This window comes from Candidatus Methylomirabilota bacterium (assembly GCA_035936835.1).
GTDB lineage: Bacteria > Methylomirabilota > Methylomirabilia > Rokubacteriales > CSP1-6 > AR37.
Map to the genome: position 1 here is coordinate 16,293 of DASYVT010000189.1, position 23,970 is coordinate 40,262.

Here is a 23,970-nt window from a genome sequence, read left to right on the forward strand (position 1 = left end):
TCAGGGCTTGCAGAGGCGGAAGTTGGCGTAGTCGCCCTGCGCGGTCGACTTCGTGTCGTCGGAGTCGGTGAGGACGGCGATCCCGGAGGCCTTCGGCGTCTCGGTCTCGTCGAAGAACTTCTTGTAGTCCTCGAAGATGTTGACCCGCTCCTCCATCCACGAGCCCTTCCGGTCGGTGCCGCTCCGAATCACCAGCCCCTGGGTCAGGCCGCCGCTCGAGGAGAGACGCGTGCCCACCGGCACGACCGCGCTCCAAATGTACTTGAGCGACTTCACCGACCAGGGTGTGTGGGGGAAGACGGCGTAGACGGAAACCGCGCTGTCGTTGGTCTTCGACTGCCGTTCGTCCGACCCGGCGGGGAACTCGACCGGACGCCAGGCCCAGGCAAGCATCGGGTATGCCTTCGGGTCCCACTCGTACTGCTTGGCGGCCTGGATACCGAGGCCCTTGGCGATGGCGTGGAGGAAGCGCAGGCCGTCCATCTCCTGAACCGAGTAGACCTCGCGCCCGGCGTCCTTGCGCGCCTTCCAGTCCGACGGGAATTCGCCGACCTTGCCCTTGGAGAAATTCTCGACGGTGATGCACTCCTGGGCACCCGCCGGCTCCACCAGGAGCGCGGCGGCGAGAAGGGCAATGACGAGACGCAGCGGCACGGCGCTATCGCCCGCGGCGCCACCAGGAGTGGACGAGCTGGTCCACCACCTGTACCAGCTGGCCGACGGTGCGGCATTCCTTGACGATGTCGCACGCGGGCGAGTAGAGCGGCATCACGCTGTCGCCGATGCCCCAGCCCCACTGCCCCTCCGGGTTCAGCCAGATGATGCCCTTGACGCGCTCCCGGATCTGACGGATCGCCCACGCCTGGGGGTCGTTGTAGTTGTTGCGCGCGTCGCCCAGGACGAGCACCGTGGTCTTCCGATCGAGCGAGTCTATCTCCGTGCGCACGAAGCGGCTGAAGGCGTAGCCGAAGTCCGATCGGCAGTGATAGTCCACCGGCGAGGACTTGAGCGCCCACTCGATCGCGTGGTCCACCGGGTAGGTCTTGAATGCCTGGGTCACCTCGGCGATCTCCGAGACGAAGACGTACGAGCGCATGCGCGAGAAGCACTCCTGCAGGCTCCAGACCAGCTGGAGCATGAAGCGCGAGGCGTTGCGCACCGAGTCGGACACGTCGCAGAGCGTGACGAGCTTGGGCTTTTCGCGATGGCGCCGCCGGAAGCGCAACTCCATCGGGACTCCACCATACTGGAGGCTCTTCCGGATGGTCCGGCGCGAGTCGAGCCGCCCCTTCTCCTCCTGGCGCTGGCGCAGGGCGAGGGCGTCCTTGATCTTGCGTGCGAGGCGCGCGACCACCGCCTTCATCTGCGCCACCTCGTCCGGCGAGAGCGCGAAGAGCGGCTTGTCGGTCAGCACCTCGCGCGTGAGCTTCTCGCCCTGCCGGTAGGCCCGGCGCTCGAGCTCGCGCTCGACGTGCTGGCGGATCATGCGCCGGAAGGCCTCGAGGCGCAGGTCGAGGTAGTTGCGGATCCGCGCGAGCATACCCGGGTCCATGCCCTGGGCCTCGAGCAGCTGCATGATGCGCGAAAGATCGCGCTCGATGGCCTCCCAATCGAACTTGTCGTAGATGCGCCGCGAGAAGTAGCCGATCTGCAGGAAGTACATCAGCCGCTCGAGCCCGGCGCCCTGCCCCTGGCCGCGGATGGCCATCTCCATGTCCGTGCCCTCGCCGCGGAGCATGAGCTCGGTCAGCTCGTCCATCTCCATGTTCTCCTGCGCCATGAGCTGGTCGAGCATCTGCTGGATGCGCGGGTCCTCCGGTCCGAGCGCCTTCTTGAGGCCGGCGCCGAGCGCCTCCAGGTCGAGGAAGTAGAGATCGAAGAGGCGGTCGAAGGTCGGCAGGTCCCGCGACTCCTTGACGAGCGTGGATGCCAGGGCGGCCTTGAAGGTGTCGCGGTGCTCGAGACCGATTTCCGAGGTGGCCGACAGCGCGTCCATCGCCTCGCTCGGGGAGATGCGAAGCTCCGCCCTCCGAAGATCGCCAATAAATTCCAGGATCCGCTGGTCCATCGGCTACCTAGAAAACGTGACCCAGGAGGATTTGAAAACGTCTTCGCCGCCGTCGCGGGTGATGGGGCAGAGCCGCCCGTCCTCGAGGCGCAGGAGACCGTGGAAGGACCCGGGGGCGATGAAGTGCGTCATCTTGAGCTTCCACCCCAGCCCCTCCCCCGGCGCTTCTTCCTCGCGCTCAGCGACGCGGGTGACGTCGGGCGCGTCGCCGACGAGGTGCAGGACGCGCACCGGCCCCTCCGAGCAGCGGAGCCCCAGCACAACCTTGTAGGCCGGATCCTGGCGGGAGGTCTCCACGGTCATCTCGCCGGGCTGCAGCAGGTGCGGCACTGCCTCGGGCATGGCGGCGCGAAAGAACTCCCGAGGGGCCGGGTGCGTGTAGTAAAAGTGCCAGCGCCCGGCCGCGTAAATCCAGAGCTTGGAGTACTCTCCGAGCGCCGCCGAGACGCACCGCCCGCCCTCGATGAAGACGGGCCCGCCCGGCCCGAGCTCGGGCAGCCGGATGCGTGGGCATGGAAACCACAGCTCGCGAAACTCGGTGAGGCTCATGTCGCCTAGTCGATGTCGCTCAGCACTTTGTCGAGCGCGCCCTTGACCCGCTCGAGGTCCTTTTCGTGCTTGACCAGCATCGTCAGCGTGGATTCGACCAGGTCGCGGTCCAGGCTGTCGGCATTCAGAATGATGAGCGAACGCGCCCAGTCGAGGCTCTCCGACACGGAGGGCGCCTTGCGCAGGTCGAGCCCGCGGATGCGCTGCACGGTTGTCACGACGGTCTGGGCCAGCCGCTCGGAGATCTCCGGCACCTTCAGGCGGATGATGGCCAGCTCCTCGTCCGGCGGCGGGAAGTCGATGAAGAGGTGCAGGCACCGACGCTTGAGCCCGTCGGAAAGCTCGCGCGCGTTGTTCGAAGTCAGCACCACCAGCGGGATGTTCGTCGCCTTGATGGTGCCGAGCTCCGGCACCGACACCTGGAAGTCCGAAAGGACTTCAAGCAAGAACGCCTCGAATTCCGGCTCGGCCTTGTCGATCTCGTCGACCAGCAGGACGACGGGGTCGGGGGACTCGATGGCCTGAAGCAGCGGCCGCGGCGCGAGGAAGCGGTGAGAGAAGAAGGCATCGTCCTGGCCCGAGATCCTGGCGACGGCATCCGGCAGCGACGGCGCGTCGGCGATCAGCTCGCCGATGCGCTCGCGCAGCAGCTGGGTGTAGAGGAGCTGCTTGGCGTACTTCCACTCGTACAGCGCCTTGCCCTCGTCGAGCCCCTCGTAGCACTGCAGGCGGATCAGCCGCCGGTTGGTGATCTCGGCCAGGGTCTTGGCCAGCTCCGTCTTGCCGACGCCCGCTGGGCCTTCGACGAGCACCGGCCGTCCCATGCGCTCCGCCAGAAAGATCACGGTGCAGATTCGGCGGTTGGCGATGTAGCGAGCGTTCTTGAAGTGCTGCTGGACATCCTCCGGAGACTGGAACATGTGGGCTCCTGTATGAGTGAATTGGCGTGAAGTGTAGCACACTTGCGCGCCGCCGAAACCCTTGGGCCGATCGCTTGGCTCTTCCGTCTCCCAGGGCGATACTCGAAGGCATGAGTGAAATCGAGCAGAACGAAGGCGAGGCCCGCTCCTATCATCGGTGGCAGTTCAGGCTGGGCGCGCTCGGCATGTTCCTCACGGCGGGCTATCTCGTCGCGCTCCTCGTCACGGGAGCGGCCGCGCATCTCCGGGATCTGCTCGCCGCACTGACGCTCCACTGGTGGCAGGTCGTGCCGTCGGCCGTGCTGATCCTGGGGGCGGGTCATCAGCTCCTGACGCTCCCGGTCTCCTGGCTCGGCGGATTCTGGCTGCCGCGGCGCTATGGGCTGAGCCACCAACGGCTCGTCTCATGGCTGCGGGACAGGGCCAAGGGCGGTCTCATCGGAGTCGCGCTTGCGACGGCAGGGTCCCTCGTCGTGTACGGACTGCTCCGCTCGACGCCGTGGTGGTGGCTGTGGGCGGCAGCCGCCTTCTTCGCCGGCTACGCGCTACTGGCCTTCGTGACACCCGTCTGGCTCGTGCCCCTCTTCTACCGGCTGACACCGCTTGCCGACGGTGATCTCCGGTCGCGGCTCCTCCGGCTTGCCGAGCGCGCCCGCGTACCCGCCGTCGGCGTGTGGATCGCGGACCAGTCCCGCCGGAGCCGCACCGCCAATGCCGCCGTGACAGGTCTCGGCAGAACACGGCGCATCCTTCTCTTCGACACGCTCGTGAGCCGCTTCGAGCCGGAGGAGGTCGAGGCGGTGCTCGCCCACGAGCTCGGCCACCACGTCGCGGACGATCTCTGGCGTGGGCTTGCCGTTCAGGGCGCGGTCACGCTTGCGGCGTTCTGGGTCGCCGATCGCGCGCTCGCCGCGGGCGCGGGAGCGCTCGGGCTCTCGGGGCCGGCCGACATCGCGGGGCTCCCGCTCCTCGGCCTCGTGACGATGGCTGTCGGTCTGATCGCGCTCCCTGTCATCAACGGCTGGTCCCGGCGGGTCGAGACGCGGGCCGACGACTTCGCTCTCAGGCTGACTCAAAACGCCGCCGCATTCATCGCGGCCATGGAGCGGCTGGCCGACCTCAATCTTGCGGAGCGCGACCCACATTTTTTGAAGGAGCTGCTCTTGTATTCTCACCCTTCTGTGGGCCGACGGATAGCCCGCGCCAGAAATCGAGCGTGGTCAGAAGGCTGACACTGTTCGATTTCTTGCGCTGACACTTTGGCGGAGCGCCTGCGCCGGCCCTCCAACGTCCGCTGGCCACAGCCTGAAGCACCCCCCTAGCCTAGTGGCACCGGACTTGCTACCCTTGGGTCCTCATGCGCAACCACGAGCCCACGTCCCTGATCCGGCATCTCCAGGTCCTCCGCGCGGTCTCCGAAGCCGTGAGCCGGTCCCTCGACCTCAACGAGGTCGTGCAGCGCTCACTGGCGGCCCTCACCCATGTGACGGGACACGAGATCGCGAGCCTTCATCTGATCTCCGCCGACGGGAACAACATGCTTCTCCGTGGAGACCGTGGGCTCAGCGATAAGCTGCGCCGGGTCAACCTCGAGCTGCCCTTGGGCGAAGGTTTGATCGGCCGGGTGGCGCTGTCGGGGACCGCGCGGCGGGTGGACGACGCAAGCCTGGAAGAAGACCTGCTGCCGGCCGCCCGCGCGGCGGTTAGCTCCGACGGTATCCGCGGCTTCGTCTGCGTGCCGATCCGGGCCCGCCACCGCATCCTGGGCACCCTCTCGCTGGGCCGCCAGACGGAGGACCGCTTCACCGACGAAGAAGTCGCGCTGCTCGAGTGCGTCGCCGACCAGATCGGTCTCGCGATCGACAACGCGCGGCTCTACGGCGAGATCAACCACCAGCTGGACGACCTCCGCCGCGCCCAGGTCGAGGTGGTCAGGGCGGAGCGGCTGGCCGCCGTGAACGGCTTGGCGGCTGGCGTGGCGCACGAGATCAACAACCCGCTGACCATCATCATGGCCCAGCTGCACCTGCTGGCCCAGGGCGAGCTGGACCCGCAGATCGAGGAGGGGATGGGAGTCATCGACGCCGCCGCCAAACGCGCCGCCTCCATCGTGCGCGACTTGATCCTCTTCGCCGAGCACCGCCCGCCGCGGCGCTCGCGCTGCCAGGTGAGGGAGCAGGTCCGGGAGGTGGTGGCCTTCGAGGAGGCGCGGCTCGAGGCCGAAGGCATCACGGTGCGCGTGCACCTCGAGCCGGTGCCCGACATCTGGGCCGACCACAACCACCTTCAAGAGGTGCTGCTGCACGTGCTTCAGAACGCCCAGCATGCCGTGCGCGAGGCGCACACCGGCGGGGTCCTCTCGATCAGCGTCAAGCCGACGGCGACGGGCGTGCGCATCGAGGTAAAGGACGACGGACCCGGCATCCCGCCGGAGCACCTGCCCCGCATCTTCAACCCGTTCTTCACCACCAAGCAGCCGGGCGACGGGCGCGGCCTCGGCCTCTCCGTGGCGCACAGCATCATCACCGAGCACGGCGGCCGCATCTGGGCCGAGAACATCCCGGAGGGCGGCGCGGTCTTCACCATTGATCTGCCGATCGGCGAGCCCGAGCCGGCCCGCGAGCCCCTCCGCTTCGAATCCCGCCGCCTGTAGCGGTCCGGCCGCCGATAAGGGCCCATCTGCTTCGTTGACGCCCTCGGCTGCGGGCTCAACGTACAGGAGTACGCCTCGCCCGCAGCCTTCGGGCGTCGCCTCGCATCTGGACCCTTCTCGACGGCCTTCACGGTAGCGGGTCCTCGACAAAGCTCAGCCCGGGCGGTAGAGTGGGCGCGCGTTGCCCCTGCGCGAACCCTCTCACCCCCGGAGGCCCGGATGAGCACAGTCAAAGACGCCATCTCGCAGGCGGTAGACCGCCTCGCTGACGAGCTGGACACCCTGTCGAAGAAGATCCACGACAACCCGGAGCTCGCGTACCAGGAAGTCAAAGCCTGCGCCTGGCTCTCGGAGTTCCTCGGCAAGCAGGGCTTCAAGGTCGAGCAGGGCGTGGGCGGCGTGGAGACGGCCTTCCGTGCCACGATCGAGACCGGCGAGGGGCCGACCGTCGCGATCCTCTGCGAGTACGACGCGCTCCCCGGCATCGGGCACGCCTGCGGCCACAATGTCATCGCGACCTCGGGCGCGGGCGCCGGCGCGGCGCTCGCGGCCGTCAAGGGCCAGCTGCCCAAGGGGCGCGTCCAGGTGATCGGGACTCCGGCGGAGGAGGGCGGCGGCGGCAAGATCAAGCTCATCAAGGCGGGCGTGTTCAAGGACGTGGATGCCGCCATGATGATCCACGGCTTCGACCGCACGCTGCTACACCAGGACCTGCTCGGCATCGCGCGCGCGACGTTGGAGTTCAGGGGCAAGGCCTCGCACGCGTCGGCCGACCCGTGGGAGGGCGTCAACGCGCTGGATGCCTGCGTTCAGACGTACAACGCCGTCTCCATGCTGCGCCAGCAGGTGCGCCCCGATTGCCGAATTCACGGCATCATCACGAGCGGCGGAGCGGCTGCCAACATCATCCCCGAGTACGCGTCGGCGGTTTTCTACGTCCGCGCCCCGAGCATCGACACGATGTGGGACCTCTACCGGCGAGTCATCGCCTGCGCCGAGGGCGCGGCCAAGGCCTCCGGCTGCGAGCTGAAGGTGACCCAGCACGACAGCGTCTACGAGCCGATGAAGTCGAGCCGCGTGCTCCTCGATCTCTTCAAGGCCAACATGACGGCCGTCGGCCTCAAGGAGGGTGAGCCGATCCCCGACCGGAAGGGTTCTTCCGACGTCGGCAACGTCAGCCAGGTGCTGCCGACCATCCAGCCGATGATCGGCATCGCGCCCGAGGGCATGGCCATCCACACGCGCGACTTCGCCGACGCGGCCGTCAAGCCGCTGGCACGGCAGGGCATGATCGCCGCCGCGAAGACCATGGCCATGACGACCTTCGATCTCCTCGCCGAGCCCGCGCGGATCAAGGCCGCCAAGAAGGAGTTCATGCGGCCGTGAGTACGAGTAGAATTCGGTTGGCCAACAGGGTTCGTCGTGACAACTGATACCTCGAAATCCGCCTATATCCATGAGGCCCAGGTCAAGAATTACAAGAGCCTGGCTCAAGTGGTAGTGCCCCTACGCCCGCTGTCCGTCCTCGTTGGTCCGAACGGTGCGGGAAAGAGCAACTTTACGGATGCGCTTCGGTTCGTGGCGGACTCGCTCAACGGGACCCTGTCGCTTGCCCTCAAACAGCGCGGAGGCATCGGCGCGGTTCGCCGCATTTCGAGCGGTCATCCGAACAACTTTGGCGTTCGGCTCAAGCTGGCCCTACGTGATCACGTCTTTGCTGACTTCTCTTTCGAGATCACCGCCGCTGCAGCAGGCAACTTCCTCGTAAAGCGAGAGCGCTGCAGTGTTCGCGGGCTCATGAAACACGACGTCTACCAAGTCGAGAACGGGGAATTCACAACCCCGGTGCCTGGCATCAGAGCCAAGATTGAGCCAGATCGTCTTGCTCTCACCATCCTCTCTGCCGTAGAAGAGTTCCGGCCAGTGTTCGACTTCCTCAGTCGGATGCGATTCTACTCAATCGCTCCAGAGATGATCCGCGAGATTCAGGATCCAGATGCGGGAGACGTGCTCCGGCGAGACGGGAGCAATGCAGCCGCAGTGCTTCGGGAAATGAGTAGAAAATCGAAGGACACCTACGACAAAGTCTGCCGTCTTCTGTCAAAGGTAGTCCCCGGTGTGAGCGCCGTTGAATACCGATCGTTGGGACAAAAGGAAACTCTGACCTTCAAGCAGGACATTGGCGCCAATTGGCCTTGGAACTTTGATGCTCTCAACATGTCAGATGGAACGCTTAGGGCACTTGGCATTCTCTTGGCCGTTTATCAGCCTTCTGTGCCAGCCCTGGTCGTTATTGAGGAACCTGAGGCAACCATTCATCCTGCTGCTATGGATGTGCTCGTACAGATCCTCAAAGATGGTCAACATCGCACTCAAGTTCTCGTAACTACACATAGCCCCGATGTCCTAGATAACAAGGCAATCCCGGAGGATTGTATCCTTGCCGTGGAGAACCACCGAGGGAAGACGCTGATTGGAACGCTAGGCCGGCTCTCTCGCGAGAGCATCAGGCGCAGGCTCTACAGCGCTGGCGAGCTAATGAGGGTTGGTGAGTTAGAGGTTGACCGAGCTCACGCCGAGGAGCTAGGAGAGCAGCTCGACCTATTCGGCCCACTTAACACACTGTGATTGTTCCGATCGTCGAGGGGCACGCGGAACGTGAGTCCATCCCCGTTTTTGTCCGGAGACTCCTGAATGACCAAGGAGTCCACAACATCCCAGTTCGTTCAGGATTCCGTGTGCATCGAGACAAAGTCGTTAAACCTGGAGAGCTCGAAAGGACAGTTGAGACAGCGCTGAGCGAGGCAAACGCAAGAGCGCTCATACTCATTCTGGACGCTGATGACGATTGTCCGGCAACCCTCGGCGCGACGCTCCTGGGCCGCGGAGTCGTCAGCGCCGCAGGCCACCCCCTCGGTGTGGTCTTGGCCAAGAAAGAGCTCGAGGCGTGGTTCATAGCCGGCATTGAGTCCCTCCGGGGGCAGCGCGGCATTCGGGACGATGCTACGTGCCCGGCAGATCCCGAGAGCATCCAGGGAGCGAAGGGCTGGCTGACACAGCACATGGAAGGTGGTCGAACCTACGTCGAAGTGGACGATCAACCCGCACTCATTACCATCTTTGACTACGTGACGGCCGCACCCAGATCGCGATCGTTGAGGAAGTTCTTGGCGGAGGTAACGTCACTTCGTCATGCGCTTGCGGTTGAGCCATAGGCTCAGCACCCTATATCTTCCACAACTATTACTATGACATCACACAGGAACACACGGGGCCAAGTTCATGCTCGGCCAGAACCGGCCGCCAGCGGGGCGCGCCCGCGTCATCGAAGAGCAGCACAAGCGCGCCAGATCAATCACCTCCGTACCGCTGAGGTGCAGCGGTCGACGCTCGACCACGCCCCAACACGAGGAGCCACGCATGGCACGTGAGACGCTCGACCAGGCGAAGACCAAGGTCGCGGAGGCGGTGGACCGCCTGGCCGACGACCTCGAAAAGATGTCCCACCAGATCCACGGCAACCCGGAGCTTTGCTTCAAGGAGGAGAAGGCGGCGGGCTGGCTCAGCGACTTCCTCGAGAAGCACGGCGCCCGCGTCGAGCGCGGTGTCGGCGGGCTGCCGACGGCCTTCCGCGCGAGCATCGAGGGTAGCGGGCCGGGGCCGACCGTCGCCATCATGGCGGAGTACGACGCCCTGCCCAACATCGGGCACGCCTGCGGGCACAACGTGATCGCCACCGCGGGCGCCGGCGCGGGCGCGGCCATCGCCGCGGCGCTTGGCAAGGTGCCCTTCGCGGGGCGCATCCAGGTCATCGGGACGCCGGCCGAGGAGGGCGGCGCGGGCAAGGTCAGGCTCATGGAGGCGGGAGTCTTCAAGGACGTGGACGCCGCCATGATGATCCACGGCCGCTGCGGCACGCAGGTGTGGCGGCCGAGCCTCGGCATCATCAAGGTCACGTGCGAGTTCTTCGGCAAGGCCTCGCACGCCTCGTCCTGGCCCTGGCGCGGCGTCAACGCGCTCAACGCCATGATCCAGCTCTTCGTCTCGCTCGATCTGATGCGGCAGCAGATCAAGCCGGACGCGCGCGTGCACGGCATCATCACCAAGGGCGGCGACCAGGCCAATATCATCCCCGAGCACACGTCGGCCGAGTTCTACCTGCGGGCGCCCACCAAGGACTACTGCAAGGAGCTGCTGCGGCGTTTCGAGGGGTGCACCCAGGGCGCGGCAACCGCGACGGGCTGCACGGCCAAGGTCACGGCGGACGCGACCATCCACGACCCGCTTAAGGCAAACTTCACGATGGCGGACCTGTTCTGCAAGAACCTCGAGCGGATCGACTTCCCCGTCGATCCCGACGATGGCGAGGCGGGCTACGGCTCGACGGACTGCGGCAACGTCAGCCAGGCCATCCCGACCATCCATCCGTACATCCGCATCTCGCCCGACGGCATTCCGGGGCACTCACGCGAGTTCGCCGAGTGGGCGAAGTCGCCGCTGGCGCGCATCGGCATGGTCGCAGGAGCGAAGGCGCTGGCGCTGACGGCGCTCGACCTCCTGGCCAGGCCCGCGGAGCTCAAGAAAGCGAAAGACGAGTTCGCGAAGACCCAGGGCTGAAGGCCCGGCGGGCTACTGAACGACTCGTAGGCCGCTCAAAAAGGGTCCAGATGCGAGACGGCGCCCAACGCCGCAGGCCGGCGAGAAGGGTCCAGATGCGAGGCGGCGCCCGAAGGCCACACGCGAGGCGTACTCCTGTACGTCGAGCGTGCGGCCGAGGGTGCCAACGAAGCAGATGGGCCCTTATCGGCGGCCTGCTAGCCGCGCAAGGCGCGCAGGACCTTGCGCGCCTGCCCCAGGTGGTCCATGACGTGGAGCCTGAAGATGACGGCGTAGGCCTTCCAGTCGAGCTCTTCGATCCAGTGCAACGGCGTCTCGCGACCGTCCGGCTCCTTCACGTTGATGACCATGACGACCGGCGCGCGCGCCTCGTTGAGTCTGTCGGGCGCCGCGCCGAGGGCCGCCACGACCTCCGCCTGGAGCCTCTTGAGCTCGCCCAGGAGTTCCGGCCACGGGCGAGCCAGCGGGTCGCGAGACTGAAGCCCCGCCGGGATGGGCTCACCCGGGGGCCGTCTCCCCGCGAGCAGATCGCGGAGCTCCTCGAGGCTCGGCCGATGGGTTTCCACGAGGTGATCCGCCACCTCCTGGATGCTCCACTCGCCGGGAAGGGCCCGGACCGGCGCCTCCGCCTCCGTCACCCCGTCGAGGAACGCCTCAAGGGCGGCGAAGCCTGCCGCGACGCGTTCGTGAACTTTGGCCGCCGTGAGATGGGTGCCCTTGTCGTCCAGGTACTCCCTCGCCTTGACCTGCTCAGGTCTCACGGTCACGCAGTCTCCTGGCCGCCGGCGCGCCTCCGCTCGGCGGCGCGCTCGGACGCCAGGCGCCCTTCTTCGGCGTCCGAAAGATCGGCGAAGGACATGGACGCCGCGATGGCGCGGTGGCCGGCCTGCTCGGCGATGAGCCGGTGCATGGCCTGGCAGATCCGCCTGTACGCCGGGTGACCCTGGGGTGTCGTCCGCAGCTCGATCATGTGCATGGCCTCGCGCGCGTTGAGTTCCATGTAGAAGCGCACGCGGTACGCCATGGCCACGGCATACGGTGCCACCTCCGGGAGGCCCGCGGCCACGAGCGCCTCATAGAGCCCCGCCGCGTCGTCCATGACCCGCCGCCAGTCCGGGAGCGCCCCGACCGTCTCGATCTCCTCGGAGACGACCCAGCCGTGGCGCATGGACAGGGGCTGCCACTCCAGAGTCAGCAGGCGGTGGCGCTGGAGATCGCGGAAGGCGCCGTAGTCGCCGAGCACGTCGAAGCGATACGCAGTGCGCTCGAAGGCGCGGCCCGGCTTGTGCCGCCGGTTGGCGCGCGCGCCCACGTAGGCCTCAAGCACCTGGCGCCGCTCCTCGGCCCCGAGCTTGCGCGCCACCGCCAGCAGCTGGTCGTCGGGAAGCCGCGAGGACGAATACAGCGCCGCCGCCACGACCTTGACCTCGCCCTCGGGATCGAAATCCGTCAGCGTCACCTCGTCGCGCGGCTCGGGCTCGAGCCCGGCGAGAAGACATCCGGCAACGTCGGCCGTCTCCCGCCGCGCCGCCTCGAGGTAGCGACTCCAGGCCCCGCCGCGCTCGGGCCGGTCCACGCGCGTGAGGAAGGCCGGGATGACCTTCCGGAGCTCCACCAGCATGAGCGAAGCATAGTCGCGCACCTCAGCCAGCGGGTGGATGCGCATGCGGAGCAGCAGCGCCTCGTAGCCCTGCCCTGTGCCGAAGATGCCGACGCTCGAGCGCGTGGCCGCCGGCAGGAGGCCGCGCAGGCTGTCGAGCGCCTTGGCGCGGATGGTCGCGCGCCAGGCGACGTCGCTGTCTCCGGCGGGCTTCGGGAAGCGCGGCGTCCAGTGCTCGCGCATCGGGTCGATCCAGCGGGCGTACGTCTCGAACGCGCGGTCGAGGACCTCGGTGTAGCGCTGGTACAGAGGCTGGCCGTCGAGCTCGGCCGGGATGTGGTACTTCCAGCGCCCGCCCGGCCTGTCCGTATAGGGGATGTAGCGCGTGGACTGCTCGAGGTAGGCCATGAGCCGGCCCCATTCGAGTACCTTGGTCAGGATGTTCGACGCGCCCTCGCAGGCCAGGTGTACGCCGCCCAGCTGCGCCACCGAGTCGTCGCCGTACTCGGAGAAGACCCGCTCGTAGAGCTGCTCGGCCCGGGCCGTCCCGACGGTTCGCGCAGCGGCGCCGACGGGCGATTGTTCGACGAACTCGTCGAGGAAAAGGCGGCGGAGCGACTTGGCCGAGCGCGAGTAGCGGGCGAAGAGCGCGCCCTTGACTACCTCGGGCAGGTTGACGAGGGCGAAGACCGGCCCGTCGAGATTGGTGAAGTAGGGCGCGAGCGCGGCCCGCTCCTCGGGGCTGAACGTCTCCACGCGGCTATCCTAGCACGCGCCCCGCGCACGCGGCACGGGGCGCCCCCCGAACCGGGTTCTAGCGAGCCAGGTATGTATCCCCGCCCGTGAACATGTCCTCGCGCGGAGGCGCGAACACGTCGATGACCTCGGTGTCCTCCGGGAAGTAGGCCTCGTGCGGCGTGTTGCCGGGGATGACGCCAAGATCGCCCGCGACACACGTGCGCTTCTCCCCCGCCAGGTTGAACTCCATCTTCCCCGAGAGCATCCAGAAGAGCTGCTCGTGCGGGTGCTGGTGCATGGCGGCGCGGGCGCCCGCCTTCATCTTCCAGAAGACCACCATCTCCTTCTCGCCCACGAGGATCTTGCGGCTGATCTTGTCGCCGATCTTCTCCTCGGGCAGGGTCTTGAGGCTGGCATACCCCTTCATGACGGGAATCGGCATACGCGTGTGCCTCCTGGCATTTCTGACGTCGGGTGCCACGAGGCTAGCGGCAGCGTCCGGGCAAGTCAAGCCTCGTTGACCCCGGCGCCTCGTTGACCCAGCTGAAGGCCGCGTGTGATAATCCGTTCATGCGTCCGGCCCTCGTGGCGGTTACGCTTCTCGTGGCGACGCTCTCGGCCGGCTGCATCTCGAGCAAGTTCGGCCGCGAGTTCCCGTCGCCGGAGCCCCGCGCGATCACCGTGGGCAAGACCGACAAGGCCGAGATCCAGCGCCTCTTCGGCGAGCCCTACCAGGTCGGCATCGACAGCGGCGATGCGACATGGCGCTGGTTCTTCGGGCGGCGGAGCAGGAGCACGGAGCAGACCAAGGACCTCTCCGTGCGCTGGAACGCCGCCGGCACCGTCAAATCCTACGCGTTCACATCCAACTTTCCCGACGACATGAAACGGCTCAAGTAGAAAGGACACCCCATGCCCAACATCACCGTGCAGTGGTACGCCGGCCGCACCCCGCAGCAGAAGCGCGAGATCACGGCCGCCATCACCGAAGCGATGGTCAGGATCGGCAAGACCACGCCCGAGCAGGTGCACATCGTCTTCCAGGACGTGGAGAAGTCGGACTGGGGCGTGAACGGGAGATTGGCCTCCGACTAGTGGCCAAGCTCAAGGTCGGTTTCATCCCCGTCGAGGGTGGCCACTACTACAAGGACGCCCTCGAGGAGGTCGTCCGCGGCGAAGACCTCGGGTTCGACTCCGTCTGGATGGAGGAGCACCACTCGGTCGTCAACCACTACTGGCCTTCCCCGCTGCCGGTGCTGGCCGGCTTCGCGACGCGCACCTCGCGCGTCCTCCTCGGCACGGACATCCTGGTGGCGCCCTTCTACCACCCGGTGCGGCTCGCCGAGGACGCGGCGCTGATCGACGTCATGTCGGGCGGCCGCTTCGTGCTGGGCGCGGCCATCGGCTACAAGCCCGACGAGTTCGCCCTGTACGGCGCCGAGCTCGAGAAGCGCGGCGCGCGCTTCGAGGAGCAGCTCCAGATCGTCAAGGGCCTGTGGACCCAGGACGGGATCGCCTTCAAGGGCCGGTACTACCAGGTCGAGGGCACGCTCGAGCCGAAACCCGTCTCGAAGCCCCACCCGCCGATCTGGATCGGGGGCTGGGGCGACATCACGCTCAAGCGCGCGGCCACGCTCGCCGACAACTGGATCCCGGGACCGACCGCCGACCTGCCGCGCCTGCTCAACGGCAAGCGGCAGTTTCGCGACAACCGCGCGGCGGCCGGCCTCACAGCGCCGATCACGGAGTGGCCCCTGACCCGCGACGTCATCATCGCCGACACCGACAAGGAGGCGCGCGAGCTGGCGGAGCGGCACATCATGGTGTCATATCGCAGGGAGTACGCAGGGGGCTGGAAGCATCCCTTCATCGACGCCTCGATCGCGACCGACCTCGACGGGCTCATGAAGGATCGCTTCCTCATCGGCGGGCCGGACCAGGTACGGAAGGCGCTCGAGCCGTTCGTGAAGGAGTACGGCCTGACGCACCTCATCTGCCGGCTCTTCTTCCCCGGCATGCCGCACCGGCACATCATGCGCGAGCTGGAGCTCATCGCCAAAGAGGTCATGCCGGCATTCCAGTAAGACTCTCGCTCAAGTCCGCCTCCTTTCACGTCCGGAACCTCGAAACGAGGCTGCCCTTCCGGTACGGCATCGTCACGCTCACGCGCTTCCCGCTGCAGTGGAGCTTCGACTCGCTGGAGGCAGAGCCCTGATCGCCTGGCGCCTCAACCGCTCCTTCGCCTGGAACGCGGCGCACCCGCCCACGCTGCCTCCGCGCCCGCGCCGGCTGCCCGCGGCCCCTCCCCTTCGCCTCTTCGACCACGCGCTCGAGTGTCCCGTGGGCATCGCGGCGGGCCCGCTGCCGAACTCCAAATGGATCGAGGCGTACGCGCGGCTCGGCTACGGTCTCCTGACGTACAAGACGGTGCGCACGGTCGAGCGCGCCGCCTTCCCGGCGCCCAACGTGGCCTTCTGCCGGTTCGGCGACCCGGCGGTGCTCGAGCCGGCGCCTCGCCGCCTCGACCCCGCCGCGGTCACATGGATCGTCTCCTTCGGCCTGCCGTCGGCCAAGCCCGATCTCTGGCGCGCCGACGTCAAGCGGGCCCGGGGGAAGCTCCGGCCGGGGCAGATCCTGATCGTCAGCGTGGCGGGCACGCCCGCGCCCGGCGGGGACGGCGAGCAGCTCGCCGAGGACTACGCGCAGGCCGCGCGCTGGGCGGCCGAGGCGGGCGCCGACGTGGTTGAGGTCCACCTTTCCTGCCCGAACACGGTCGCCGCGCGCCCGCAGATGGTCTTCGAGGACCAGGCGCTCTCCGCGCACATCGTCGCGCGGGTGCGCCGCGCCGTGGGGTCGCGGCCGGTCGTCGCCAAGCTCGGCGCCGCGCGGAGCCCGCGCGCGCTCCACGACCTGGCGACCGCCATCGCGCGCTGGGTCGACGGCTTCGTGCTCGTCAACGGACTCCAGCGCCGCGTGGTCAAGGCCGACGGGACGGCGGCACTGCCGGGCGCGGCGCGCGAGCTGGCAGACATCTCGGGTGACGCGGTCTGGGACGCCTGCCGGGTCCAGGTGGAGGAGCTCTGCGCCTGGCGCAAGGCGGGTGCGTGGAACAAGGCGATCCTCGCCGTGGGTGGCATCACCACGGTCGAGCGCGCGCGCGAGACGCTCGCTGCCGGCGCCAACGCGGCGCTCGTGGCGACAGCGGCGCTCGTCGACCCGCTCCTAGCGGCGCGGTTCAGGACCGGCGTCAAGCGCCCGCGCGCCTAGCCCGCGCCGGGGATGTGCTAGGCTTCGGCCATGCGTTGGGTCGTTGTCCTGCCCTTCGACCGGCCGGAGCACATGGGCGTGGACTTCCGCGACGAGCTCACGGCGATGGGCCACGAGGTCCGCACCTTCGCCTACCGGCGGGACAACCCGCTCTACAAGAACCGCGGCACCAAGGCGGCCTACCAAGTCTGGATTCTGCGGCGGCTCGAGCGACTCTGCGCCGAGTGGCGGCCGTCCTTCGTCCTCGTCATCAAGGGCGGGCCCATCACGCCGGGCCTGGTCCGGCGGGTCAAGGCGCGCCAGGACGTCCTCTTCCTCAATTTTTTCCCCGACAACCCGCTGTGGATGATGCCCTTCGACAGCATCGAGGCGTACGACGTCTTCTTCACCAAGGAGCGCTACGCGCTGCGCGCGCTCGAGGGCGTGGGGCTGCGCAACCTCCACTATCTGCCAATGTATTGCGTGCCGGCGATGCATCACCCGGTCGCGCTCACGCCGGAGGAGCAGTTACGCTACGCCAGGCCCATCAGCTTCGTCGGCAGCCGCTACCCTTACCGAGAGCGGCTGATCAAGGAGCTGCTCGAATTCCCGATCAAGCTGTGGGGCGGCGGCTGGCAGCGGGCGGACTCGCCGGACATCCGGGCGCTCGCGGCGGGCGGCCCCGTGTGGGGGCGCGCCAAGCTCGCGATCTACTCGGGCTCGACGCTCTCCCTCAACCACCATCATCCGATGAACGACATCGTGGGCGTCAACACGCGCGCCTTCGAGCTGGCGGCCGCGGGCGCCTGCCAGGTCGTGGACCTCAAGGAGGAGCTGCCCGCGCTCTTCAAGCCGGGGGAAGAGGTCGTGGCCTACCGGGACCTGGACGAGATGAAGAAGCACCTGGCGTACTACCTCGGGCACCCAGACGAGGCGCGCGCCATCGGGGAGAACGCGCGCACGCGCGCGCTCAAGGAGCACACGCTCCGCCACCGCATCGAGGAGATGCTGGCCGTCGTCGAGCAGCGCTTCGGCAAGCGATCCTAATGGAATCGCAGGCGCGCGAACTTCGCTGCATCGACTGCGGAGCGACCCAGCCTCTCGGCTACACGCTCCAGTGCCCGACATGCGGCGGGCTCCTCGAGCTCTCCTACGATGCCGGCGCGCTCCAGCGCCGCGGTCCCGCCGCCTTCACGGGCGGGGGTCTCTGGCGGTACGCGCCCGTTCTGCCCATCGCGGACCCCGCGCACCGCGTCTCGCTCGGCGAGGGCCAGACGCCGCTCCTCGAGTGCCCGCGCCTGGGGAAGCAGCTCGGCGTCAAGCGCCTCCTTGTGAAGTTCGAGGGCTCGAACCCGACGGGCACGGTCAAGGACCGCACGTCGGCCACGGCCGTGGGCGCCGCGCTCCAGTTCGGCTTCCGCGCCACCTCGGTGGTCAGCTCGGGCAACGCGGGCTCCTCCATCGCCGCCTACTCGGCGCGCGCGGGGCTGCGCTCGCTGATCTTCTGCTACGAGCGCGCCTCGGCGCCCAAGATGCTCCACATGGCGGCGACGGCCAGCGACCTTGTCATCTACAAGGGCGTCTACGACGACCTGATCGCGCTCTGGGACCGCCTCGCCGAGGAGCGCCTCTTCTTCGACTGCGGCGCCTCGCGCAACCCGTACAAGCACGAGGGCAAGAAGACCATCGCCTACGAGATTGCCGAGCAGCTGGGCTGGCGCGCCCCCGACGTGGTGGTGGCGCCCGTGGCCGTGGGCGAGACCTTCATCGCCGCGCACCGAGGTTTCGCCGAGATGGAGCGCCTGGGCTTCATCCCCAAGCGGCCGCTGATGGCCGCCGCGCAGGCCGCGCGCGCCAACGCCATCACGAGGGCGTGGCGGGACAAGACCGCGATCGCCCCGCTCAAGATCGGCTACACGGTCGCCGAGGGGCTCGCCGCGGGTAACCCCGGGCGCAAGGGCGACTGGGTCCTGCGGATCCTGCGAGAGACGGGCGGCGTGGCCGGCCAGGCCGAGGACGAGGAGATCTTGGAGGCGCAGACGATGCTCGCGCGCACCGAGGGGATCTGGGCGGGACCGACCGGCTCGGCGTCGCTTGCCGTGCTGATGCGCCTGCTCGCCGACAGGCGGGTCGATCCCGAGTCCACCATTTGCGTCATCGTGAGCGAGACAGGCCTCAAGACGGAGGCCCCACCGCCGTCCCGCGAGGCCACCGCCTTCGATGAGGCCTCGCTCCGGCGCCTGGTGCTGGAGAAGCTCGGGACGGGCGCGTCGATGACATAGAGCCCGCTCTCAGTCGTTGTCTGCCTGGCAGCAGGCTGTTCGCCCTGGTCACGGCGCGGAAAACCCCGTCCCACCTCGCGCCGATCCTGCTTCAGCGTCTCGGAGAGAGGTCAGGCCGGCGCGTCGCCGCAGAGGGCGCGAGCCGTCCAGCGGGGCGCCAGACAGGGGCAGGGCGGATGTCCGCGGCTGCCCGGGCCATGGCACACCCAACAGGGTCGTGCAGGGGTGTGTCTGCTGCTCGGCTCCTGCCGCAGTCAGGGACGACGGGGGCGCGGGCCATCCCGCACGCCCGGGAGCCCGAGGGGCGCGGGGATCTGCGCAGGGGTACGGTGATTGTCGTCCTCCGGCCGCGCGCAGGCTCGAGGGGGGATCAGCGCGTGCGCATCAGCTTCAGACGTCGCGCGGTGAGACGCGCCATGCGCGGGTCGCGCTCGACGCCGATCCACTCGCGGCCGAGGCCGAGCGCCACGCGCCCGACGGTTCCCGCTCCGCAGAAGGGATCCAACACCGCCCCGCGCTTCCGGCTGGCGAGGAGCAGCGCGCGCAGCACGGGCTCGGGCGTGGCGTCCCAGATGCTCGCCGGGTGCGTGCGCGGCAGCGGCAGCATCCAGCAGAGCGTGGCGGCCGTCGGGCGCACGCGGCTCCCGGCCTTCCGGAAGCGCAAGAGGTAGTTGATCCGGCTGTCCCACCGCTCGCGCGGGCGCGTCTGCACCCAGATGCCCTTGGACTGGAGCCGCCAGCCCGCGCGCCTGAGCCACGCAGCGATCAGCGCGTCGAAGCCCACCCACTCCCGGCCGTCGTGGCGGTCGCCCAGGACGAGCCAGAGGTCGCCGCCGGGCGCCAGCACGCGGCGCCACTCAGGGCCGAAGCCGACGGCCAGGTTTCGCGCGTAGTGGTCGGCGGCGGCGCGGCCGCTGTCTGCAATCCAGTAGGGCGGCGACGTCAGGATGACGCCGACGCTCGCCGTCGGGACCGGCGAGAGATCGCGGCTGTCGCCCTGGTAGAGCCGCGCTCGTCCGTCTCTGTTCTCGTAGGCGATCACCGGCCGGCCTTGAGGCGCCAGCCGGCCTTGAGACGGTTGACGACCTGCTCGGCCAGGCGGATCGGCTCCGGCACGCGCGTGCTGCAGCAGGCGAGAGTCCACCGGACGGCCTGGCGGATGCCGATGCGGTGGCCGGGCGAGACCCAGAGCGGCTTGACGCCGTCCCGCGTGCGCACCACCGCCCCTACGCGCCGGCCCGCGAGCACGAGCGGCGCCCAGTCGCCGCGCCGCGGGCCAGGCTCGACATGCTCTCCCACCAGGCGCGATTTGGCGCAGCCGACGCTCGGCAGATCCAGCAGGACACCGAGATGCGAGGCGAGGCCGAGGCCGCGCGGGTGCGCGATGCCCTGCCCGTCGAAGAGGACGAGATCGGGCCGCCGCCGGAGACGCCCGAAGGCACGCAGGAGCAGCGGGCCCTCGCGGAAGGCGAGATAGCCGGGTACGTACGGGAAGCGCGGGCGACCGGCCGCAGTGACGGTCTCGAGGACGGCGCCGTCGCGGGGCGACCAGAGGACGACGGCGGCCCATGCGCGCGATCCGTCAGCGCGATAAGCCAGATCGGCCCCCGCCACGAGCCTCACGCGCCGGGGCCCGCCGCTGGCTCGGACGCGGGAGCGAAGCCGCGCCTGCACCGCCTGAGTGCGGGCGATGCGCGACGTCACAGCGGGTACGGCACGAGCTCCCGGGCGATCTCCACCTCGCCGGGAAACCGGGCGCGCGCCTCCTCTCGGAGCGCGTCGAGCTCGCCGTGGAGGCCGGCATCGATGTGGGCGAGGATGAGCCGCGTCACGCCCGCACGAGCCGCGCACTCCCCGGCCTGGGCGGCCGTGGAGTGCGCGCCGATGCCGCGCGGCCATCGCTCTGAGAACGTCGCCTCGTGGATGAGCGTGTGGGCACCGCGCGCGAGCGCTTCAACGGCGGCGCAGGGCTCGGTATCGGAGGAGTAGACGACGGCGGGCCCGCCGGGCGCCTCGAAGCGCAGCGCCATGTTCGGCATGCCGCCGTGGGCATTCGGCGACGCCGTGATCGCGAAGTCTCCGGGCGTGCCGATGGTGAAGCGCTCACGCGGAGGCACCGGCTCCCACACGACGGGGAACAGCCCCGGGCGCTCCAGCAGGCCGAAGAGGCCCAGCAGCGCGCGGAGCGGCGCCTCGTGCTCTTCGCGGCACGCGAGGTGCAGCGGCGTCGTCCGGCCCAAGAGGAAGAGCGTCTGGACGAGGGACGGCAGCCCGTAGGCGTGGTCGGGATGGATGTGGGTGATCACCACGCGGCTCAGGGCGCGCGGGTCCGTCCCCGCCAGCATGAGCTTCTGGGCCGGGCTGCCACCGCAGTCCACGAGGACGGCGTCGCGCTCGCCGACGAAGACGAGGGATGTCGTGTCGCGGTTCCGCCCGGGGATGGCCCCCGAGCTGCCGAGAAAGACGAAGTGCACGGCGTCAGGCGGCGGCGCGGGCCCGGCGCACAAGCAGCGGGACGCCCACGAGCGCGAGCGCCACGCCGACGACGCTGGCCAGCTGTGCCACCCGAAGCGGCCCGAGCATGAGCGCGTCGGTGCGGAGAGCCTCGGTGATGAAACGGCCGACGGAGTAGAGCCCGAGGTAGGTCAGGAACAGCGCGCCCGGCGCCCGCTCGAGCCGGTCCCGGAAGACGCGGACCAGGACAAGGAAGACGAGGACGTCCCACACCGACTCGTAGAGGAACGTCGGGTGGAAGAACTCATCCTGGGCGTACTGGACGGGTCGGTGCGGCGCCGAGATGTAGAGCCGCCACGGCAGGTCGGTGGGCGTGCCGAAGGCCTCCTCGTTGAAGAAGTTGCCCCACCGGCCTATGGCCTGTCCCAGCGCGAGGCTCGGCGCGGCGATATCCAGGTAGGTGACGGCCGGCAACCCGCGCCACAGCGCGTAGCCGCCGCCGAGGAGGAGTCCGCCCAGCACGCCGCCGTGGATCGCGAGCCCGCCCTCCCACACCGCGAGGATCTTGGCCGGGAAGCGGAGGTAGTAGTCGAGGTTGAAGACGACGTAGTAGAGACGCGCGCCTACGAGTCCGCCGAGGAGCCCCAGCTCGGAGGCCTTGAGCAGGCTGTCGGGGTCCACGTCTCGCCGCACAGCCTCGCGGTAGGCGAGCCAGAGGCCCAACGCCATGGCGCTGGCCATGAGGATGCCGTACCAGCGGAAAGTCAGGGGGCCCAGCTGCGCGACGATGGCGCCGGGGGAGTGGAACATACGCCTTTCCTTATACGGCCCGCTCCCAGCGCTGTCAAATAAATCGGGTATTTCTGGCCAAATTCGTTGACACTCATCGCGCTGCTTGGGTATCATCAATCGTGCCCCTTGGTATCACTCTTCGTCAATAAAGGAGTCCCGCTTGCCACCTCAGGCCGCGATGTCTTCCAACGTCCTCGAGCCGATCCTTCAGGCGGGTCCTCTCGCCAGATTCGTCCTGGGCGTGCTCCTCTTCTTCTCGGTCATCTGCTGGGCCCTGATCGTCGAGAAGTGGTGGGAGTTCCGCGCCCTCAAGCGGGACGCGAAAGGCTTCACGCGGGCCTACCGCGAGGGGCGCCGATTCTCGATCATCTACGGCGCGGCGAAGAAGTTCCGCTCGAGCCCGCTCGCCCAGCTCTACTCGGCCGCGGGCCTCGAGCTGTCGAGCGTCTACGGCGGCGTGGACCAGGTGGACGCCGCGCTCGAGGATGGCGAAGGCCTGCCGCGTGACGCGCTCGACGCCGCGCACCGGGCGATGCGCCGCGCGACGGAGATCGAGGTGGCGCGCATGGAGCGCTACCTGCCCTTCCTCGCCACGACGGCCAGCGCCGCGCCCTTCATCGGTCTCTTCGGCACGATCGTCGGCATCATGAGCGCCTTCCACGGCATCGGGCAGCAGGGCTCCGCGAGCCTGGCCGTCGTGGCGCCGGGCATCTCCGAGGCGCTGATCGCCACGGCCGCGGGGCTGGGCGCGGCGATCCCGGCCGTCATGGGCTACAACTTCTTCATCAATCGCACCCGGCGCCTGGCGACCGAGATGGACGGCTTCACGCTCGAGCTCGTGAACATCTTCGCGCGGCCCGCGCCCGCGAAGGCCGCGAGCCGGTAGCCATGGCTTTCACCATGGACCACGGGGACGGCGGCGGTGGAGGCCACCGCCGCAGCGGCGGCTCCCTGTCCGAGATCAACATCATCCCGCTCGTGGACGTCGTCCTCGTGCTGCTGCTGATCTTCATGCTGACGGCGCCGCTCATGTACCGGGGCATCGACGTCAACCTGCCCAAGACCGCCGGCAAGCCGACGGTGACGGAAGAGCGGATGGAGGTGACGCTCACCAAGGACCAGCAAATCTACTTCAACGGCAAGCCGCTGGCGCTCGCCTCGCTCGAGCAGACGCTGCGCGACGCCTTCAAGAACCGCACGGACAAGACGCTCTACCTCAAGGCGGACCAGGCCCTTCAGTACGGGTTCGTCGTCGAGACCATGGACAGGATCCGCAAGTCCGGCATCGAGAAGCTGGGCATGGTCACCGAACCCGTGCGAGGGTCATGAGGGCGTTGACCGTCTCCCGCGGGCTGCCCATGCCCTCTCCCCTTCACGCGACGCGCCGGCGGGCAGCGGCGGCTCCGGCGCAAGAGCCGGTGCCGGTCAAGGCGCTGGCCTTTTCTGTGGTGGGCCACGTCGTCTTCATCGCCGCGCTCGTGGCTGCGACGCTTTCGGGAATCTGGGATCGCCCGCAGGTGCACGTGGTCAATCTCGTCGCGTCCATCGCCGCCGTCGGCAATCCGGCGGGGAGTGCGGCGTCCCTGCCGGCCCGCACGCTGAAGCCGGCCACGCGCGCGCTCGCGCCCGATCCGGAGCCGCAGGCGCGAGAGGCCCCGAAACCCACGGAGGCGGCCCTGCCCTCGCGCGCGGGGACGCCGCGCCCGGGCGAGCGCGACCTCCCACCGTTGGCTACGCCCTCGGAGCGGCGCGGCAAGACGGCGGTCGAGCCGGCCTCGCGGCCGTCGGTGGCGGCGCTCGGGCAGGCCACCGGCTCCGTCTCGGGGCAAGGCTCGCTCACGCTCGATGTGACCGATTTCCCCTACGCGTGGTACCTGCGGCAGGTGCTCCAGAAGGTCGAGGAGCGCTGGCAGACGCAGAACCGCTCCAGCGAGCCCGCCCAGAAGCCGCGCATCTACGTCGAGATCCGGCGGGACGGCTCCATTGCGCCCCCCCGCATCGAGCAGAGCTCCGGCAGCAGCTTCTACGACCGTGCCGCACTTCGCGCCATC

26 protein-coding genes are annotated in these 23,970 nt (G+C 68.5%); 15 read left to right on the forward strand and 11 right to left on the reverse strand.

Features of this window, described 5'->3' with window-relative positions; genetic code table 11:
- Genes VGV06_17005 through VGV06_17020 form a run of 4 tightly spaced genes read right to left on the reverse strand, consistent with a single transcriptional unit; the run spans position 1 to position 3,537 of the window.
- Entirely contained in the window at positions 1–654 is a 654-nt protein-coding gene (locus VGV06_17005; protein ID HEV2056842.1) for a DUF3047 domain-containing protein, read from the reverse strand.
- Positions 655–658: 4 nt separating this feature from the next.
- Complete coding sequence (locus tag VGV06_17010) at positions 659–2,068, reverse strand: VWA domain-containing protein (GenBank protein ID HEV2056843.1); 1,410 nt, start codon at positions 2,066–2,068, stop codon at positions 659–661.
- Between the two features lie 3 nt (positions 2,069–2,071).
- Positions 2,072–2,617, reverse strand: a complete 546-nt coding sequence (locus VGV06_17015) for a hypothetical protein (GenBank protein ID HEV2056844.1) — start codon at positions 2,615–2,617, stop codon at positions 2,072–2,074.
- A 5-nt stretch (positions 2,618–2,622) separates the two neighbouring features.
- Positions 2,623–3,537, reverse strand: a complete 915-nt coding sequence (locus VGV06_17020) for a MoxR family ATPase (protein HEV2056845.1) — start codon at positions 3,535–3,537, stop codon at positions 2,623–2,625.
- A gap of 110 nt (positions 3,538–3,647) precedes the next feature.
- Here VGV06_17020 and VGV06_17025 point away from each other — a divergent pair, with 110 nt between their 5' ends.
- From VGV06_17025 to VGV06_17050, 6 genes are all read left to right on the forward strand, one after another.
- Positions 3,648–4,769 (forward strand): M48 family metallopeptidase, encoded by a 1,122-nt coding sequence (locus VGV06_17025; protein HEV2056846.1) that lies wholly within the window; start codon positions 3,648–3,650, stop codon positions 4,767–4,769.
- Between the two features lie 125 nt (positions 4,770–4,894).
- Positions 4,895–6,190: an ATP-binding protein gene (locus VGV06_17030; GenBank protein ID HEV2056847.1), complete on the forward strand. Its 1,296-nt coding sequence runs from the start codon at positions 4,895–4,897 to the stop codon at positions 6,188–6,190.
- A 219-nt stretch (positions 6,191–6,409) separates the two neighbouring features.
- Positions 6,410–7,576, forward strand: a complete 1,167-nt coding sequence (locus tag VGV06_17035; GenBank protein HEV2056848.1) for a M20 family metallopeptidase — start codon at positions 6,410–6,412, stop codon at positions 7,574–7,576.
- 36 nt (positions 7,577–7,612) lie between these two features.
- Positions 7,613–8,818, forward strand: a complete 1,206-nt coding sequence (locus tag VGV06_17040) for an AAA family ATPase (GenBank protein HEV2056849.1) — start codon at positions 7,613–7,615, stop codon at positions 8,816–8,818.
- Entirely contained in the window at positions 8,815–9,405 is a 591-nt protein-coding gene (locus tag VGV06_17045) for a DUF4276 family protein (protein HEV2056850.1), read from the forward strand. Before VGV06_17040 ends, VGV06_17045 begins: the two co-directional genes overlap by 4 nt.
- Positions 9,406–9,610: 205 nt before the next feature.
- The gene (locus tag VGV06_17050; GenBank protein HEV2056851.1) at positions 9,611–10,807 is read left to right on the forward strand and encodes a M20 family metallopeptidase; all 1,197 of its coding nucleotides are present in this window, start codon (positions 9,611–9,613) and stop codon (positions 10,805–10,807) included.
- 197 nt (positions 10,808–11,004) lie between these two features.
- Here VGV06_17050 and VGV06_17055 read toward each other — a convergent pair whose 3' ends face one another.
- Genes VGV06_17055 through VGV06_17065 form a run of 3 tightly spaced genes read right to left on the reverse strand, consistent with a single transcriptional unit; the run spans position 11,005 to position 13,587 of the window.
- On the reverse strand, positions 11,005–11,574 hold the full coding sequence (locus VGV06_17055) for a DinB family protein (protein ID HEV2056852.1): 570 nt from the start codon (positions 11,572–11,574) through the stop codon (positions 11,005–11,007).
- Positions 11,571–13,163 carry an FAD-dependent thymidylate synthase gene (locus tag VGV06_17060; GenBank protein HEV2056853.1) on the reverse strand — a complete coding sequence of 531 codons (1,593 nt, stop codon included), beginning with the start codon at positions 13,161–13,163 and terminating at the stop codon, positions 11,571–11,573. Before VGV06_17060 ends, VGV06_17055 begins: the two co-directional genes overlap by 4 nt.
- Positions 13,164–13,221: 58 nt before the next feature.
- A complete protein-coding gene (locus VGV06_17065) occupies positions 13,222–13,587 on the reverse strand; it encodes a cupin domain-containing protein (protein HEV2056854.1) in 366 nt (121 codons plus the stop codon).
- A 128-nt stretch (positions 13,588–13,715) separates the two neighbouring features.
- Here VGV06_17065 and VGV06_17070 point away from each other — a divergent pair, with 128 nt between their 5' ends.
- The 6 genes from VGV06_17070 (at position 13,716) to thrC (ending at position 18,673) form a co-directional block, all read left to right on the forward strand.
- Positions 13,716–14,045: a hypothetical protein gene (locus tag VGV06_17070; protein HEV2056855.1), complete on the forward strand. Its 330-nt coding sequence runs from the start codon at positions 13,716–13,718 to the stop codon at positions 14,043–14,045.
- 12 nt (positions 14,046–14,057) lie between these two features.
- Positions 14,058–14,240 (forward strand): 4-oxalocrotonate tautomerase family protein, encoded by a 183-nt coding sequence (locus VGV06_17075; GenBank protein HEV2056856.1) that lies wholly within the window; start codon positions 14,058–14,060, stop codon positions 14,238–14,240.
- Positions 14,240–15,229, forward strand: coding sequence for an LLM class flavin-dependent oxidoreductase (locus VGV06_17080; protein ID HEV2056857.1), 990 nt, complete (start codon positions 14,240–14,242; stop codon positions 15,227–15,229). Before VGV06_17075 ends, VGV06_17080 begins: the two co-directional genes overlap by 1 nt.
- A gap of 97 nt (positions 15,230–15,326) precedes the next feature.
- Positions 15,327–16,412, forward strand: coding sequence for a hypothetical protein (locus tag VGV06_17085; GenBank protein ID HEV2056858.1), 1,086 nt, complete (start codon positions 15,327–15,329; stop codon positions 16,410–16,412).
- 30 nt (positions 16,413–16,442) lie between these two features.
- The gene (locus tag VGV06_17090; GenBank protein HEV2056859.1) at positions 16,443–17,438 is read left to right on the forward strand and encodes a glycosyltransferase; all 996 of its coding nucleotides are present in this window, start codon (positions 16,443–16,445) and stop codon (positions 17,436–17,438) included.
- Positions 17,438–18,673, forward strand: coding sequence for a threonine synthase (thrC, locus tag VGV06_17095; GenBank protein HEV2056860.1), 1,236 nt, complete (start codon positions 17,438–17,440; stop codon positions 18,671–18,673). The genes VGV06_17090 and thrC overlap by 1 nt, the downstream gene beginning before the upstream one ends.
- A gap of 370 nt (positions 18,674–19,043) precedes the next feature.
- On the opposite strand, the gene VGV06_17100 is transcribed toward thrC, so the two are convergent.
- From VGV06_17100 to lgt, 4 genes are read right to left on the reverse strand one after another with little or no spacing between them, the layout of a single operon-like run.
- Positions 19,044–19,715, reverse strand: a complete 672-nt coding sequence (locus VGV06_17100; GenBank protein ID HEV2056861.1) for a site-specific DNA-methyltransferase — start codon at positions 19,713–19,715, stop codon at positions 19,044–19,046.
- Positions 19,712–20,377 carry an endonuclease V gene (locus VGV06_17105; GenBank protein ID HEV2056862.1) on the reverse strand — a complete coding sequence of 222 codons (666 nt, stop codon included), beginning with the start codon at positions 20,375–20,377 and terminating at the stop codon, positions 19,712–19,714. The genes VGV06_17100 and VGV06_17105 overlap by 4 nt, the downstream gene beginning before the upstream one ends.
- Positions 20,374–21,147, reverse strand: a complete 774-nt coding sequence (locus tag VGV06_17110; protein ID HEV2056863.1) for an MBL fold metallo-hydrolase — start codon at positions 21,145–21,147, stop codon at positions 20,374–20,376. Before VGV06_17110 ends, VGV06_17105 begins: the two co-directional genes overlap by 4 nt.
- 4 nt (positions 21,148–21,151) lie before the next feature.
- Positions 21,152–21,937, reverse strand: a complete 786-nt coding sequence (gene lgt / locus VGV06_17115; protein ID HEV2056864.1) for a prolipoprotein diacylglyceryl transferase — start codon at positions 21,935–21,937, stop codon at positions 21,152–21,154.
- Positions 21,938–22,097: 160 nt separating this feature from the next.
- Between lgt and VGV06_17120 the strand changes: the two genes are divergently transcribed.
- From VGV06_17120 to VGV06_17130, 3 genes are all read left to right on the forward strand, one after another.
- Complete coding sequence (locus VGV06_17120) at positions 22,098–22,805, forward strand: MotA/TolQ/ExbB proton channel family protein (GenBank protein HEV2056865.1); 708 nt, start codon at positions 22,098–22,100, stop codon at positions 22,803–22,805.
- Between the two features lie 2 nt (positions 22,806–22,807).
- Complete coding sequence (locus VGV06_17125) at positions 22,808–23,248, forward strand: biopolymer transporter ExbD (protein ID HEV2056866.1); 441 nt, start codon at positions 22,808–22,810, stop codon at positions 23,246–23,248.
- Positions 23,245–23,970, forward strand: a 726-nt coding sequence (locus tag VGV06_17130) for a TonB C-terminal domain-containing protein (protein HEV2056867.1), incomplete at its 3' end; no start/stop codon positions are given. The genes VGV06_17125 and VGV06_17130, both read left to right, overlap by 4 nt.

Excerpts from the sequence above, each read along its gene's own strand:
- VGV06_17010 (HEV2056843.1), bottom strand. The coding sequence starts at position 2,068 with ATGGACCAGCGGATCCTGGAATTTATTGGCGATCTTCGGAGGGCGGAG.
- VGV06_17015 (HEV2056844.1), bottom strand. The coding sequence starts at position 2,617 with ATGAGCCTCACCGAGTTTCGCGAGCTGTGGTTTCCATGCCCACGCATC.
- VGV06_17020 (HEV2056845.1), bottom strand. The coding sequence starts at position 3,537 with ATGTTCCAGTCTCCGGAGGATGTCCAGCAGCACTTCAAGAACGCTCGC.
- VGV06_17025 (HEV2056846.1), top strand. The coding sequence starts at position 3,648 with ATGAGTGAAATCGAGCAGAACGAAGGCGAGGCCCGCTCCTATCATCGG.
- VGV06_17030 (HEV2056847.1), top strand. The coding sequence starts at position 4,895 with ATGCGCAACCACGAGCCCACGTCCCTGATCCGGCATCTCCAGGTCCTC.
- VGV06_17035 (HEV2056848.1), top strand. The coding sequence starts at position 6,410 with ATGAGCACAGTCAAAGACGCCATCTCGCAGGCGGTAGACCGCCTCGCT.
- VGV06_17050 (HEV2056851.1), top strand. The coding sequence starts at position 9,611 with ATGGCACGTGAGACGCTCGACCAGGCGAAGACCAAGGTCGCGGAGGCG.
- VGV06_17065 (HEV2056854.1), bottom strand. The coding sequence starts at position 13,587 with ATGCCGATTCCCGTCATGAAGGGGTATGCCAGCCTCAAGACCCTGCCC.
- VGV06_17070 (HEV2056855.1), top strand. The coding sequence starts at position 13,716 with ATGCGTCCGGCCCTCGTGGCGGTTACGCTTCTCGTGGCGACGCTCTCG.
- VGV06_17075 (HEV2056856.1), top strand. The coding sequence starts at position 14,058 with ATGCCCAACATCACCGTGCAGTGGTACGCCGGCCGCACCCCGCAGCAG.
- VGV06_17090 (HEV2056859.1), top strand. The coding sequence starts at position 16,443 with ATGCGTTGGGTCGTTGTCCTGCCCTTCGACCGGCCGGAGCACATGGGC.
- thrC (HEV2056860.1), top strand. The coding sequence starts at position 17,438 with ATGGAATCGCAGGCGCGCGAACTTCGCTGCATCGACTGCGGAGCGACC.
- lgt (HEV2056864.1), bottom strand. The coding sequence starts at position 21,937 with ATGTTCCACTCCCCCGGCGCCATCGTCGCGCAGCTGGGCCCCCTGACT.
- VGV06_17120 (HEV2056865.1), top strand. The coding sequence starts at position 22,098 with ATGTCTTCCAACGTCCTCGAGCCGATCCTTCAGGCGGGTCCTCTCGCC.
- VGV06_17125 (HEV2056866.1), top strand. The coding sequence starts at position 22,808 with ATGGCTTTCACCATGGACCACGGGGACGGCGGCGGTGGAGGCCACCGC.